At 41.2% G+C, this 14576-nt stretch carries 14 protein-coding genes; 3 read left to right on the top strand and 11 right to left on the bottom strand.

What is annotated here, in order from left to right; genetic code table 11:
- Positions 1 to 187: 187 nt before the first annotated feature.
- Genes K401_RS0117855 through K401_RS0117835 form a run of 5 tightly spaced genes read right to left on the bottom strand, consistent with a single transcriptional unit; the run spans position 188 to position 4223 of the window.
- Positions 188 to 1699 (bottom strand): sulfatase, encoded by a 1512-nt coding sequence (locus K401_RS0117855; RefSeq protein ID WP_024294231.1) that lies wholly within the window; start codon positions 1697 to 1699, stop codon positions 188 to 190.
- Between the two features lie 11 nt (positions 1700 to 1710).
- Positions 1711 to 2121 (bottom strand): PTS sugar transporter subunit IIA, encoded by a 411-nt coding sequence (locus K401_RS0117850; RefSeq protein WP_024294230.1) that lies wholly within the window; start codon positions 2119 to 2121, stop codon positions 1711 to 1713.
- A 15-nt stretch (positions 2122 to 2136) separates the two neighbouring features.
- Entirely contained in the window at positions 2137 to 2940 is an 804-nt protein-coding gene (locus K401_RS0117845; RefSeq protein ID WP_024294229.1) for a PTS system mannose/fructose/sorbose family transporter subunit IID, read from the bottom strand.
- A complete protein-coding gene (locus K401_RS0117840; RefSeq protein ID WP_029700863.1) occupies positions 2933 to 3712 on the bottom strand; it encodes a PTS mannose/fructose/sorbose/N-acetylgalactosamine transporter subunit IIC in 780 nt (259 codons plus the stop codon). The genes K401_RS0117845 and K401_RS0117840 overlap by 8 nt, the downstream gene beginning before the upstream one ends.
- 31 nt (positions 3713 to 3743) lie before the next feature.
- Complete coding sequence (locus K401_RS0117835; protein ID WP_024294227.1) at positions 3744 to 4223, bottom strand: PTS sugar transporter subunit IIB; 480 nt, start codon at positions 4221 to 4223, stop codon at positions 3744 to 3746.
- 218 nt (positions 4224 to 4441) lie between these two features.
- On the opposite strand from K401_RS0117835, the gene K401_RS0117830 reads away from it, so the two are divergent.
- Entirely contained in the window at positions 4442 to 5176 is a 735-nt protein-coding gene (locus tag K401_RS0117830; protein WP_024294226.1) for a DeoR/GlpR family DNA-binding transcription regulator, read from the top strand.
- Between the two features lie 450 nt (positions 5177 to 5626).
- Here the strand turns inward: K401_RS0117830 and K401_RS0117820 are convergent, their stop codons facing one another.
- The 5 genes from K401_RS0117820 to K401_RS0117800 all read right to left on the bottom strand — a co-directional run bounded on the left by K401_RS0117820 (position 5627) and on the right by K401_RS0117800 (position 11359).
- Positions 5627 to 6433 carry an HAD-IIA family hydrolase gene (locus K401_RS0117820; protein ID WP_242842321.1) on the bottom strand — a complete coding sequence of 269 codons (807 nt, stop codon included), beginning with the start codon at positions 6431 to 6433 and terminating at the stop codon, positions 5627 to 5629.
- A 45-nt stretch (positions 6434 to 6478) separates the two neighbouring features.
- The gene (locus tag K401_RS0117815; protein WP_024294224.1) at positions 6479 to 8248 is read right to left on the bottom strand and encodes a glycoside hydrolase family 2 protein; all 1770 of its coding nucleotides are present in this window, start codon (positions 8246 to 8248) and stop codon (positions 6479 to 6481) included.
- Positions 8249 to 8259: 11 nt separating this feature from the next.
- Positions 8260 to 9090 carry a carbohydrate ABC transporter permease gene (locus K401_RS0117810; RefSeq protein WP_024294223.1) on the bottom strand — a complete coding sequence of 277 codons (831 nt, stop codon included), beginning with the start codon at positions 9088 to 9090 and terminating at the stop codon, positions 8260 to 8262.
- A gap of 8 nt (positions 9091 to 9098) precedes the next feature.
- On the bottom strand, positions 9099 to 9896 hold the full coding sequence (locus K401_RS0117805; protein ID WP_242842320.1) for a carbohydrate ABC transporter permease: 798 nt from the start codon (positions 9894 to 9896) through the stop codon (positions 9099 to 9101).
- Positions 9897 to 10039: 143 nt separating this feature from the next.
- A complete protein-coding gene (locus tag K401_RS0117800) occupies positions 10040 to 11359 on the bottom strand; it encodes a type 2 periplasmic-binding domain-containing protein (RefSeq protein ID WP_024294221.1) in 1320 nt (439 codons plus the stop codon).
- Between the two features lie 306 nt (positions 11360 to 11665).
- On the opposite strand from K401_RS0117800, the gene K401_RS0117795 reads away from it, so the two are divergent.
- Both K401_RS0117795 and K401_RS0117790 read left to right on the top strand, forming a co-directional pair.
- The gene (locus K401_RS0117795) at positions 11666 to 12634 is read left to right on the top strand and encodes an ArsR/SmtB family transcription factor (RefSeq protein WP_024294220.1); all 969 of its coding nucleotides are present in this window, start codon (positions 11666 to 11668) and stop codon (positions 12632 to 12634) included.
- A gap of 22 nt (positions 12635 to 12656) precedes the next feature.
- Entirely contained in the window at positions 12657 to 13463 is an 807-nt protein-coding gene (locus tag K401_RS0117790; protein WP_024294219.1) for a sugar phosphate isomerase/epimerase family protein, read from the top strand.
- A gap of 154 nt (positions 13464 to 13617) precedes the next feature.
- On the opposite strand, the gene K401_RS0117785 is transcribed toward K401_RS0117790, so the two are convergent.
- Positions 13618 to 14346 (bottom strand): hypothetical protein, encoded by a 729-nt coding sequence (locus K401_RS0117785; RefSeq protein WP_024294218.1) that lies wholly within the window; start codon positions 14344 to 14346, stop codon positions 13618 to 13620.
- Between the last annotated feature and the right edge of the window lie 230 nt (positions 14347 to 14576).

Raw genomic sequence — 14576 nt, 5'->3', positions numbered from 1 at the left:
TCCGGATTTACCTTTAATAATTTAAGTATAACCGGAAAGAAAACAATGAAAATATAGGAATTAAGCAGCATGTCAGAAGGGGTGCAAACCCCTTCTGACATAAGTAAATCCACCTACTCCAATATACCTGGCCATAAAACAAGCGCGAAGAAGTGCCTATATGCTATACCACTCATAATCATAAAAATCAAACCGTGTAATCATACTCAGAAACACTATTATAACCGGAATCTGATCCTTTCTTTAATCCCAGACGAGCCCACTGCTCCTCAGGCGCATAATTATCCGCCAATGCATCAGACAACTTCTTCTCCATCATATTCCGGATCTCCGGATCAGCCACCTCCCTGGTTTGTCCGTAATCTTCCTCAATATCAAACAAATGATCCTCTTTATGATAGACCGCATCGCTCACCAGTGCGTTTTTGACTTCCGGTATTTTATAGACCGGAAATGGAACCTGAGGTAAAAAGTACCCGCATTCAATCTTTTCGGGTATATCTTTCCCAAGCCAGTCCCTGATCGTGGTCAATGAGGTGGTATATTCATAACACTGAGTGTTATCTCTTGGCCCTCGGAAGTAAGTATACTTGCCGTCAAACAAATTGACCGATAAACCGAAGGTACCGTATAATGCATACTCCCGGCCCTTTTCATGATTTTCCACAATTCCTTTTACAGATTTTCCTGTAACACGTTCAGGACACGGGATATTCTGATAATCCAGGATTGTAGGCATGATGTCAATATTCTGGGTTATGGCACAACGCCGTTCTCCTGCAAAGGATGCCTGGGGATAATGGATCAAAAGCGGAATGTTGCAGATCTCATTATAGCACGGCATATAGCTTTTTCCGATATATTCCCGTTCTCCCAGACAATATCCGTGGTCTGTTGTAAGGATTATCATAGTATCTTCATACATGTTTACTTCTTTCAGCTTGTCTATAAATTTTCCAAAATGAACATCCGTCATTGTCAAAAGCGCTTTATACCGGTTTCTTAAATGAGCCATTGCCTCATCTGTTTCCTCATCAATTTTGTGGTACTTGGGCAAATTAAAATGAGGGCCATCGTAAGTGTCGTTGTACATATCCAGATACTTTTCAGGAATGTCAAAAGGTTCATGTGGGTCAAAGGTTTCAACCATCAGCAGAAAATCCTCAGCATGCCGGTTTTTTTCTACCCAGTCAATAGCTGCATCAAAGCATTGAACACTTGGATAATCCTCTTCCTTCACAAATTTTGTCCGGTTGCATTGGTACTGTCTCTTTACATCCCCAAAATACGTTTCCGGCATGTATGGATCATCCATTAACGAAATCCAGGGATCACTTTCCTGGCCTCTGAAAAATTCATAAGTATTGAACTGTTGGCAATAGTTCTCCCCTCCGATCCTGAAATAATGTGCATGATCCGTTATCATATGAGATCTTACACCATTCTCATTTAGTATCTTTGGAAGTGTTTCATCAAAAATCTCAATGGGCCCCCAGGATCGTTCCAGAAAATTCAAACGCCCTGTAAACAAATCCCTCCTTGCAGGTATGCAAGGAAGGCTGCCGGTAAAGTGATTGTCAAACGTACAGCTTTCTTTACTAAAACCGGTAATATTATCTGCAATACAATCTGTCTGAGGATTGTAGCATTTCAAATGATCTCTTCGCAGTGTGTCCATCAATACGATTATTGTCTTCATACGATTCCTTTCTATTCATCCTCACAGCTGTTATTATCATTCTCATACTCATTGATGTAGATAATAGAATCCTGCGCTTCTTTTACCATGCGGCGGATTTCCTCTGGTGACATAGGTGCATTATCTGATGACAGCACCGCCGCAATCACCAAAGGAAGATTCATTCCGCATATTAAATGGACTTTATCACTTTTATATGAAAAAAACTTCTGAGTTACGCTGCCTCCGATTATATCCGTAAAGATAAACACTTCATCATCAGGCCCGATATGTGTCCATACTTCTTCTATTTGCTTTTGGATATCAATGTCATCCACGTAGGCACTGATCTCATATACCTGCGGTGCCTTCGTCAAAAACTGTACGGTCTGATACAGGCCATATGCCATCTGATGATGAGATGCTATTATAATTTTTCTCATAAACATGATTCCTCACTATCCTAAAATTCCAAAATACGCTGCTGCCATACATAGCACTATGACGGCAAGTATCATTCCGGTAATACCGATTTTCTTGCTTTTCAACGCTTTGTATACTCCAAACGTAATCAAAACAGGGACCAGAGACGGTAAAACTTTATCCAGCATAGGCTGAATCTCCATTCCCACCTCACCAATATTTAATACCAGCGGTACTTTTACGCTTACAACCGAAGAAACCAGGGATCCAACTACTGTCAGGCCCAGAATTGAAGCACATTCAGTTAACAGCGATACCTGCATTCCAAAAGAAGTGATCAGTTTCATCCCCTGCCTGTATCCGATGTGGAAGAAACTTACCCTCAAGGCCATAAATGCCACATTGATCATCATCCAGGCAATAACACCAACAGCATTATTCTGTAAAGCCATATAACCGGATATGGAACCTAAGATCGTGGGGATCAGTACCCAAAATATGGTATCTCCTACGCCTGAAAGAGGTCCCATCAGACTTGTCTTAAAATTTTGTACTATTTCCTTATCCTTAATTCCGCCATTATCTTCAATAGCCAGAGTTGCACCCAATATTAAATTGGCCAGCCATGGCATACAATTAAAATACTTATAATGGTTATTTACTGACTCCAGATATTCCTGATCATCTTTATAAATTTTCCTCAAAGCAGGATTTAAAGCAAATACCACACTTGATGCCTGCTGGGACTGAAAATTATAGGTATTCATTGCCATTAAAATCCAGCGCACTGCTACTTTTGTAATGTCCCTTTTTGTCAAAACCGGATTATTTTTATTCATCTTCCAATCCCCCTGAATAATCAGCTCCTGCACCTGCAACCCCAAACGAATTATGATCCGAGTAATATTTCATAGCCGCTATAATACCAACAATCGTAACTCCTAGAATAGGTACCTGAAGATAAGCCGCCAGGAAAAAACCGCCGATCAGATAATACATGTATTTTTTCACAGGCATATAGTTCAAAAGCAAAGCGATCCCCACCGCAGGCAATACCTTGCCGGCAATTGTCAATCCCTGACTGAACCATTTCGGCATAAAATTCAATATTCCAGTGATAACATCCGGCCCCAGCCGCACAGCAACGAATACTGGAATTGCAGCAGTCAGTCCCATAATAACCGGTCCTGTAAACAGGACATTGATCATAGATCTGAATTTTTTTTCATTTGCGTACTGCTGCGATTTCCTCCCAACAAACCCATTCAGGATCTTTGCAAATACATCCAGCTGTACACCCAGCATAGCTACCGGAAGCCCTATGGCAAGTCCGGCCTCCATGCCCTTTCCCGTTGTTACAGCTATAGTCGTAGCGATAACCGCTGCAGTGGCATACTCCGGCACACTGCTTCCGCCAATACTCGCTACCCCCAGTGACATCAGCTGCAATGTCCCTCCTATATATAAGGCAGTCTGCATGTCTCCCAGAATAAAACCAACAATAAATGCCGATATGATCGGCCACCTGAGTCCTATTGTCAATCCATATTTATCAATTGGTATTAAAAATGCCAAAAGTGTAATTAATATTATTTGCCCTGTTGACAGCATAGGTTTACCCTCCACATCATTTCGTATTTTTTCACTTTATAAATGACCCCAATGGTATTTTCTTATCAGCTAAGATATACTGAACAGTTACCTCTGTGCCGTTACTCATTAAGTAACGATACATTTCAAGCTCCTCATCTGTGGCATTGGCCCGATTGGAGAAAATGACTGCCGAATCTCTGCCCTGCTCTGTTCCGCCGATATTTAATTTTGGAATTGCAATTCCTGACTTTTGAAATTCAACAATTACATTCGGCGATTTTGCAATAAGAAATACAGTTTGACCGTCATACTTATGATTTTTGTAATTGGTCAGTGCAGTTTCCAAAGTAATGATTGATAATGCGCATCCTGCTGGTTTTGCTAGTTTCATACTTTCCTTTTTCATTACATCATTGGCGGTTTCATCGTCTACAACCATGACTCTCATAGCGGCTACGCTCGGTGCCCACTGAGAAGCAACAATGCCATGCAGCAGCCTATGGTCAATTCTTGCCAGTTTAATTTCCATAGAACCCTCCTTGTTTTAGTTAAAATTAATAAATTTGTATATCCATATGTTTATCAATATATATATTATCACCTATTATAAATCTTTGTCAACCATTTATGGTTATTTTCAATCATTTGGTTGGTTTAATAGTTTCAAATGATCATTTTTGGCATTGATACTATAAATTCTTTATGCTATACTACTTGTAGAATGATTAATTCAGGGGGCATAAATTAATGGGATTTGATAAAAGGAAGAATATTATATTAGCACAATTAGAGCAGCAGCCTTTCCTATTCTTTTCTGATTTGGAACATTTGTTGGATGTTTCTCCTACAACCATACGCAGAGATCTGACTGCTTTAGAAAAGGAGGGTTCCATCATACGATTTCACGGCGGCATAAAAAAAGACAAGGGTGTTGCCGAAATGTCTATGAACAAAAAGCAGACAATTCACGCTGACCGAAAAAAGTTAATTGCAAAAACAGCGGCGGAGAAAATAAAGCCTAACAGTTTAATATTTATCGGTTCCGGCTCAACGACGTTCGCCATGCTTAACTATATTCATGATACCTCAATCACTGTCATTACCAACGGAATTCCCCATGCCGAACTTTTAAACAAAAAAAATATACGGACTTTTTTATTGTGCGGATTTATTAAAGAACGTACTCGTTCCACCGCCGGTGAGCAGACCGTAAAAATGATACATTCCTATGTTTTTGATTCAGCATTTCTAGGTGCCAACGGTGTGGGCAGCCAGCTGGAACTGCTATCCGCAGATGAGTACGAACACAATATAAAAAATGCTGCTATACAAGCCAGTAATTCTTCCTACATTCTGGCAGACAGCTCTAAATTTCAGGCTACAGCAATGTTTAATATTCCATTACAGGAACGGCCTAATATCTTCATCATAACCGAAGATTACGGCGGCAGCTGCAGTCAAAACATCATCATCGCACACTAAGCTAATTACGTCATTACATTGTGCCGGGCTAAATACAAAAATTATACAGGTCATACAATCCATCTAAAGGAAGGGATTTATTATCTCCATTTTCATCGGAGAAATATCAGGATTGCCGGGTGTAAATGGTACGGGTAAAAGACCATAATTGAATGTATTGAAGAAACAGAAAAAATCAGATGGAGGAACCCATACCCTTTTGAAGAATGAATCCACAGATAGAGTTAAAAATTATTCGAGAGCGTTGGCGTTCTATTGAAAAAAGAACAACCGGGATAACATGATGAAGTTTAATTCTAAATTATAAAGGGACTGTGTCCATGAATGGCACACAGTCCCTTTTGTCTGGGATTTTGATCGTATTTATCTTCCGGTCTTCCGCCGGAAACTCCCAACAGGAAGCGTCCTGGATATTCCGGCGGCATATTTTTCCGCACCGCGCCCCATTGATCACCGGATATGTAAATGCTTCAAGGTATCTCCCATCTCCTTTATGCTTTTAAAAACAGCATCAGGGGATATCGCGGAAACCCTCAGATCTTCTTCTTTTGTTTCTCCGGTCAGAACCAGAATACCAGCCGCTCCATTTTTCACTCCGGCCGCCACATCTGTATAAATCCTGTCTCCAACAAACGCCATCTCCTTTCGGTCAAATCCTGTCTTTTCTTCTACCATATCAACGGTTTCTTTAAAAGGTTTTCCCAGGTATTTGGGGGTTACACCGGTGGAACGGCTGATTGCCGCGCAAACAGAACCACAGTCCGGAATAAATCCGTTTTCTGTCGGACAGTTAATATCCAGATGAGTGGCCAGAAACACAGCTCCATTCCGGATATAAGTACAGGCCTTTTCCAGTTTTTCATATGTAAGGGAAGTATCAAAGCCAATCACCACAAGTTCCGGCATATCCTGAGTCAAAGGAATGTCTGCATTTACAAAGCTTTCTTCCAGTGTTTTTGTTCCCATCAGATATACCTTTTTCCCTTTATAAAAGGTATTGATATACTGAATCGTCACATCTCCTGATGTCATGATCTGATCTTTGCTTACATAACAGTTCATTTTTTCCAGTTTCTTTCTATAGCTTTCCGGAGATTTCGAGGAGTTATTTGTAAAAAAAACGTACTGGCGCCCACTATCTTCCACTTCCCTTAAAAAGTCCAGGGCACCGGAAAGAATCTGATCCCCCAGATAAAACGTTCCGTCCATATCCAGTACAAATAATTTCGTTTGATTCAAAATTTCCCTGTTACCCATAATTCTCTCCAATTTCATGATTGCCAAGGCTGATCCAAGGCTTTCTCATCTTTTCCGGTCGTTTATTTTCCGAATATCTTCCGGCTTAAACTTGTACTGATGATCCCTCGTCAAAAGTCCGTTTGATTCCTGTTCCACATCAGTCAGCTGCGTATAACAAAAACCATTGATCAAATCCGAATCATAGATTGCATGAATCACCCTTTCATACTCTTTCAGAAAATCAGTGTCCGGCACAGAGGTATATCCCCAATCCTGGCCTCCCGCCCGCATTGCCTTTTCTCCGGTAATTTCTTCAGTCTTTTCTTTCTTTATCCGGATTCCGCCGCACTCCGTAAGAACAATGGGCTGTCCGCTATAGGAAAACCCTTTTGCATAAGGATGCTTTTCCATAATAAAAGGAAGACCATCCACCTTCCTGAGACATTCTGCAAACAGCTGATGCTGTTTCTTATCATCTATGTCACCATGTTTATAGCTATGAATTGCACAGATGTCACTTTCCGTCATTTCCCAGCCATCATTAGAAATCACCAGACGTGTCGAATCCAGTCCATGCGCCAGATAGTACAATGACTGTGCAAAACTCTGCTGTTGTTTATTGGCATAAATTTGAGGTACTCCCCAGCTTTCATTCAGCAATCCCCAAACCACAACAGAAGGATGATTATAATCCCTTTCTATGACCTCCAGCCATTCCCTGGTAAATGCCGCAGCCGCCTGAGGTGTATAGGACCAGAAACTAGCCATACCTTCCCATACAAGGAACCCCAGTTTATCTGCCCAGTATAAAAATCTGGGATCTTCCACTTTTTCATGTTTTCTGCAGCCATTAAATCCCATAGCCTTTGCTTTTAAGATGTCATTACAATATTCCTGATCATCAGGAGCCGTAATCAGACCTTCCTTCCAATATCCCTGGTCCAAAACAAGTTTTTGATAATAAGGCTGATTATTTAAATAAAGCTTTCCGTCTTCTACGTGTATTTTTCTCATTCCAAAATAAGATTCCACCACATCTGCCCTTATGCCGGAATCTCCTTCTTCTACCTGGATGAACACATGATACAGGACCGGATTTTCCGGACTCCAGTAGTTTCCCATAAAATGAAAGGAACCTTCCATTGCTTTTTTTCGAAAGATATCCACAGTCAGACTGTTTCTTGCCGTATTGCAAAGCATATTTCCGTGAAAGATCTCTTCCTCTCCCAGGGTGATGAGCAAATGCACTCTGCATGGCAAAATTGACGTTTCAGTCAGCTGATAATCGATGCGTACAGTTCCCTCATCAATATCCGATGTAAAATGCACCCATTTCAGACAGGTTTCGGAAACCGGTTCCAACCAGACCGTCTGCCAGATTCCCGTACTTGGGGTATACCAGATAAAACTGGACTCCTCTTCCCAGAACTGTTTTCCTCTGGGAATCATTTCATCTTTTAACGGATCTTCAATCTCAACCCTTATTGTCTCTTCCGCCCATGTCAGATATTCAGCAATTGGAAATGAAAAGGTCGTCTGTCCCCCAATATGACTGCCAATACAACTGTTATTAATATAAACCCTGCACTGATAATCCACAGCACCGAAATTTAAGAGAATCTCTTTCCCCTTCCATTTCTCCGGCACACAAAACCTGCGTTCATAAGTCACATGATCTTCCGTTATTCTCTTATTGACACCACTTTTTTCGCTTTGGCACACGAACGGAACTTCAATCTTTGTTTTATCATTACCATATATAAAATCCCAGGAACCGTTTAAATTCATCCATTCGTTTCTCACAAAGTCCGGACGGGGGTATTCTTCTCTCATTGCTATTCTCCTTACTTAATTCCCGATTGCGTAAAGCCTTTAACAATATATTTGTTGGCAAAAATGAAGATAACCATGACCGGAAGCACCGATATCACAGTCGATGCCATCATCATTCCCGGATTTGTGTAATTTTCTCCCAAAACCAGGGCTGCAATCCCTAATGTGATAGTTCTTGTTTCATTCCTGTTAATCACCAGCGACGGCCACAAGTAGCTGTTATATAAACCTAAGAATGTAATAAATGCCTGCGTAATAACGACCGGCTTGACTGACGGCAGCACTATATGCCATAATACCTGGAAAACATTGGCCCCTTCCACGAATCCGGCCTCCTCCAGCTCCTGCGGGAAAGCTAACAGAAAATTGTATATCAGATATATGCACATAACTCCGGATCCTGACGGCAGAATCAGAGGCCAGAATGTATTTAAACCTCCCATTAACTTGAACGTATAAAACAGAGGAAAGTACGTCACAATTTCCGGGACTGCCATGGCCCAGATCAGTGATACCAAAAGAAAACTCTTGCCTGGCAGCGGAAGTCTGGCCAGGGAATAAGCAGCCAGTACACTGACTGTAATTCTGAGTGCTGTACCTGCTACCGTAACAATCACCGTATTAAAAAGCCAGAGGAGTATGGGAGATGTAGCGGTATTCATAAACAACTCCCTGTAATTATCTAATGTCCACGTCTTGGGAAGAAGAGTTTTGGACGTAACGGATTCTGCAATTCCTTTAAAACTGGTAAAGAACATAAACAAAAGCGGAAGGAGAAAGATATATGCAACCAGGCAGGCAAGAACAACTAAAAATATTTTACTGAAATTTTTTTCTTTCATAATTCCACCTACCTTAATTCTTCTTTTTCTTTGGTAAGATAATACTGACCAATTGAACAAAGCACAATCACGGTCCCCATCAATACGGTCATGGCACTTCCGACTCCCAGATCATTTCTGTCCATAATGGTGGATGTAATCACCATAATGAAAGACTTCGTCGTTTCACCAGGCCCGCCCTTAGTCATCAGCCTGGTCTGTCCATATACATTAAAGGAGGCAATAATCGTAGTCATAAGCACAAAGAAAAATACATTTTTAATCCCTGGAAAAATAATGTATTTAAGCTGTGTCCAAAAACCGGCACCATCAATTGCTGACGCTTCATATAACTGCATGTCTATTTCATTCAGGGCATTTACAAACAACATCATATTATAGCCGATTGTCCACCATACAGTGGCTGCTGTCAGTGAAACCCACACAAACGGCTGTTGTTCCAGCCATGGGACCGCTTTTTTAATCATTCCCATGCTGAGCATCAGGTTATTGAGATACCCGCCGTTTCCTTTCATAAGCCATATAAAAACGGCGGTTACCGCTGTTACCGATACAGAATAAGATACAAAATATATCGTCCGGAACGCTCCTCTCACCTTCCCGGGAAGCCGGTCCAGCAAAAGTGCCAGAGCCAGGCTTCCCACTACAAGAAAAGGTGTCGTCGCCCCTACAAAAATCAGGGTATTTTTTAGACCAAGCATAAATGCCTTATGATACATGGAAGAAGAAAATAGTATCTTGATATAGTTATCCAATCCAACAAAACCCTGATTTCCCTTTACAAGGCTGTACTTAGTTACGCTCATGATAACGCCATATACAAACGGCATAAGCCAAAACATAATAAAAAAGATAATGAAAGGTACTATAAACAAGACAGCCATGCTCTTTTTCTTCATAATTTTCCTTTACTTTCTGTAAACCTTGTTATCTTAACTGAATCTATTGATTACTGTTCCGAAAGCTCAATAGCAATATCCGTTGCATTCTTCAGTTCTGCCATCAGCTGATCTCCGGTTAATTCAGGTTCCTGAAGCACCAGTGCCCAAACTGTTGAGTTAACATATTTGACCTGTTCGCGGATATTATAAATTGCCGGAAGGATCATCGCATCATCAAATATTCCGTAATTAACATTTGCAACCGGATATTTTTCCGGGTTGTCCTTCACTTTTTCCATGGTTGCCAGATGGATGGGCGCCTGACCGGAATCTGCCCAGTTAAGCATCACATCAGGCTGATATGCATATTTCATAAATGCTGCAATACCATCAAGTTTTTTCTGGTCCGTCACTTCAGCAGATACACCGAACGTATGTCCGCCGGCAGGTACGCATGGCGTATCTCCGTATAACTGAGGAAGAACCCCAATTCCAAGATTGTCCCCCAGAATTTCTTTCGCTGCCGTGTAATTCCAGGGACCTGTGAGACATACGGCGCTTTTAACGCTTGCATTATCCGCAGATTCATTCACAAAAGTATTGTAATGATCCTGGTCTCCCAGCCCTTCTGCACTGAGGTGGTCTTTATAAATCAGATTATGTACCTTCATAAACGCATCGCAGATTTCTTCGGTATCCATTTTGATATGCTCTCCTTCGACCCAGTTGCATCCAGACTGGCCAAGGGCAGTCATCCATGCCCACTGCTGATCTCCTGTCAGAGGAATTCCAATGGGATAAATACCGGTATTTACAGAATCAAGCTTATCGCGCAGCGCTATCATATCGTCATAATTCTTTGGCGGAGTATCAACCAGCTCCTTATTATAGTAAAACGTTTCTGCATAAAGATCCAAAGGGAAGGCAAAGACTCCGTCATCATATTTCGCATAGGACTGGGTAATCGGATGGAAGTCCTTATCAAAAGATATTCCAGCTTTGTCATACAAATCCGATACCTCCCTAAGAAGTCCCAAAGCATGATAAGTGGAAATCCAGTCAGCATGAATGATCAGCATATCAAAATGATCAGACTTAAATTTTGTATAATGATCGGCATCTTGCAGCTGTTCTATAAAATATTGATCCTGTGATTCGTTAAAACCGTCTACGATTTTTCTCATAAAAGGACCGTCGCCCCCGGTAAATCCATTAATAAAGGTAATCTTTGTCCGCTCATCTCCTTTTTCCGCATCGGATGCAGGTGCTGTCTCCTGCGCCGCTGCCTCAGTTTTTTCCGCCGTCGTTTTCGAAGAAGGGGCTCCCCCGCATGCTGCCAGGGAAAAAGCCATCAATGTGGATAATAATAATACCGCCTGTCTTTTCATGTTTTTCTCCTTTTCTTTTGAAATTTTACTTGAAAATCCTCCCACTATTTATTATAATAATACTGTAATAAATGAGTAACCACTTCTCATTTCCAGTAAGATTATTACTGTATTTTTGTTAACCAAATAGTATCATGTTTTGTTTTATTCGTCAATATCGAGAGGATAAATTGTTTTATTTTGTATATAATGCACAAATTACCTCATTCTCATTTGTTGTATTTTATTTTTTTATTCCATTTTTTATGTTTTTAATAATCGATTTTAACTCCAAAAATAATGTAATAATGTAAGAAAGGGATTCCTATGAAAAAACAAAAAGCTCCTGTTAAGATTATTGGTGAACGGGATATTGAATTAAACCTAAGTAACCTCGCCCATCACAGCCATATTATTTCGATTGGGAAAGCACTCTCCTCTCCGGTTCGGCTCAATATTTTAAATTTGTTAAAAACAACCCCTCTGTCAATACAGGAAATTGCTTCTATCTTATCTATTCCTGTATCATCAACCGCCGCCCATATCAAATGTCTGGAGGAAGCCCGTATGGTCGTGACGGAAACCCAGCCCGGAAACCATGGTTCCATGCGGGTATGCATATGCAGCATACAGACATTTACTCTGGAGACCTTTGATTCTGATTTGGATGTTGTGGATAACACCATCGTAGTTGACATGCCCATCGGCAATTATTTTCAGTGTCAGGTTGAACCCACATGTGGACTGGCAGATGAAAACGGAGCCATTGACACATACGACAGTCCTACTTCGTTTTATTCCCCTTATCGCATGAAGGCTCAGCTTTTATGGTTTCAGCAGGGGTTTATTGAATATCGTTTTCAAAATCTGATCAATCCTTTGCTGGATCTTCATGAGATTTCATTTTCTATGGAATTATGTTCAGAAGCCCCCGGTTATCTGGAAGATTGGCCCTCCGATATTACAATTTCAGTAAATGGGCATGAAATCACTACATTTTGCTCGCCCGGCGATTTCGGAGCCAGACGGGGACGTCTGACGCCTGCTGCATGGTCCAATGGAAGAACTCAGTATGGCCTGTTAAAAACGTTTTCTGTCAGGGAAGACGGTGGATACTTGGACAGAAGGCTGATAAATCCGGATCTGCATATCGGAGATCTGGAACTGGAGAAATACCCATATATTTCTCTGATCATAGCCATAAAAAAAGATGCCAGATATATTGGAGGTATTAATTTATTTGGTGAGAAATACGGTGATTATCCGCAGGGAATTATCATGAACTTAATATATTAATTTGAAAAACAGGAGGAAAATTATGAGAGACATCAATATCTCCACGATTATCGGAAGTGAAGTATCTGTGGAGGAACAATTTCAACTAATTAAAGAAACCGGTTTTAATGGTGTTTTTACCACATTCACCGGCATTGAGCCCATTGAATTCTGGGCAGAGGAAGCTTTAAAAAACCAGCTGAATTTTGAGACCATACATGCTCCGTTCCAATATGCAAACCGGCTCTGGGAAGCCGGTTCTGCAGGGAAAGAGTATTTGAATTATTTGAAAACCATCATTAATGCCTGCCGGAAAATCCAGGTAGACAAATGTGTCATGCATGTAACAGTAGGCAACACTGCTCCCAACGTTTCTGAGGAAGGGCTGAATCTGTTTGCTGAATTGTGTTATTACGCAAAATCAAAAAATGTACATATCTGTTTTGAAAACCTTGAGCCACTCCCACACATTGATGCCGTAATGGAATACATCACAGACCCTTTTCATGGTTTTTGCTGGGATTGCGGCCATAATGCATGCTATACCCCTCACATTGATATGATTAAAAAATTCGGTTCCCGTCTGAAATGCATTCACATCCATGATAATTTTGGAGTGACACAGCCCGGGAATATCGATTATCGGGATGACCGCCACCTGCTTCCTTTTGACGGAATTCTTGACTGGGACTGGTATGCCAGGAAATTAAATGAGATACATTATGAGGGACCGCTCACTTTAGAGCTTTCCATCTTGGGAAGGCCGGAATATAAGAACATTCCCCTTGCCTCCTATTTGAGCCAGGCATATGAAAGAGGCTGCCGTATAAGAGAAATGCTTGCAAATTGAAAAAACGCCAGCCCCAATCCTATTTTTTCATACCCACAGGTCTTACAGATGGATCTGGCGGTAATGAGCATCGTGATTCTGTGTATGGTTAAATTCAAAATTATAATAGGACTGCGGCACTGAATAACTGGTGCCACAGTCCTGAAAGCCAGCATTACTTATGTTCAATCACTTCCTGCAGACGAACGCTTGAATCCCTGATGCTGTTTATGGATGTACAGATCACCTCCACTCTCCCGTACTGTTCCCTGGTCGCAGCCAGCATCTCATTTGTTGTTGTGAGCTGTTTTTGAGAAATAGCTGATATATTTTCAGACTGTTCCCGTATTTGTGAAAAGATATGGCTTACCTGGTCCACCTTGTCCAGTTCATTTTCTATGTAATAGTTTATCTTATCAAATGCTCCCCGAATATCCCCGAAGCTGTTCAGCACTTGTTTTGTTATGTATCCGCTGTCAAACCGCTGGTAATTCTGATAATACATGACGGTAAAGGTAATGGTGTACACCCCGCCAAAGCTGAATAAAATCGATTTGTTCAAATAAAGCGAAACCACGCTAAGTACCGTTGCAATAATCATTCCGGTATATGGACCGCCGATACTGGAAACCGTACAAGTCAAAATAGTCATAAAAAGGATCGCCATGGATAACGTATGCTTCCTGGTCTTTACAATCAATATTGCCGCTGCGGTCAGCTCTGCAATCAGCGATTCCAGCACTCCTCCTGGCAGTTCCATAAGGCCAATCCACTGTAGAAGCAGCGCCGCTATAAAAATGATGGTCAGCAATCCTATTATAATTTTATTGACCTTTGCCGTATTCGCTATAATAAAGCTGCTTTGTGCATGCTTGCTTTTGGCTTTACTTTTCTTGTTCTCCATTTCCCACCCTCCGTTTATCTGTTTTCTTTTGTTATTTCCTGTATGGCATAATCAAAGCTTTAAACCACATTGTATAACGTGTGTACCAACCTGCCACAATACTCCACTTCACTGCAAAACTGATCAGGCAGATACAGGTGTGCTGGTTTTCTCAGCTGTACCGCACCCGATGCATGGAGCAGCTCTGCGACGAACTGAGAACAGAAATAGTGGTTTTTCCAGATAAACGG

The sequence above is a fragment of the Lacrimispora indolis DSM 755 genome (assembly GCF_000526995.1).
Classification (GTDB): Bacteria; Bacillota; Clostridia; order Lachnospirales; family Lachnospiraceae; genus Lacrimispora; species Lacrimispora indolis.
Note: the sequence above shows the minus strand (reverse complement) of the source record. Positions and strands in the feature narration are given on the sequence as shown.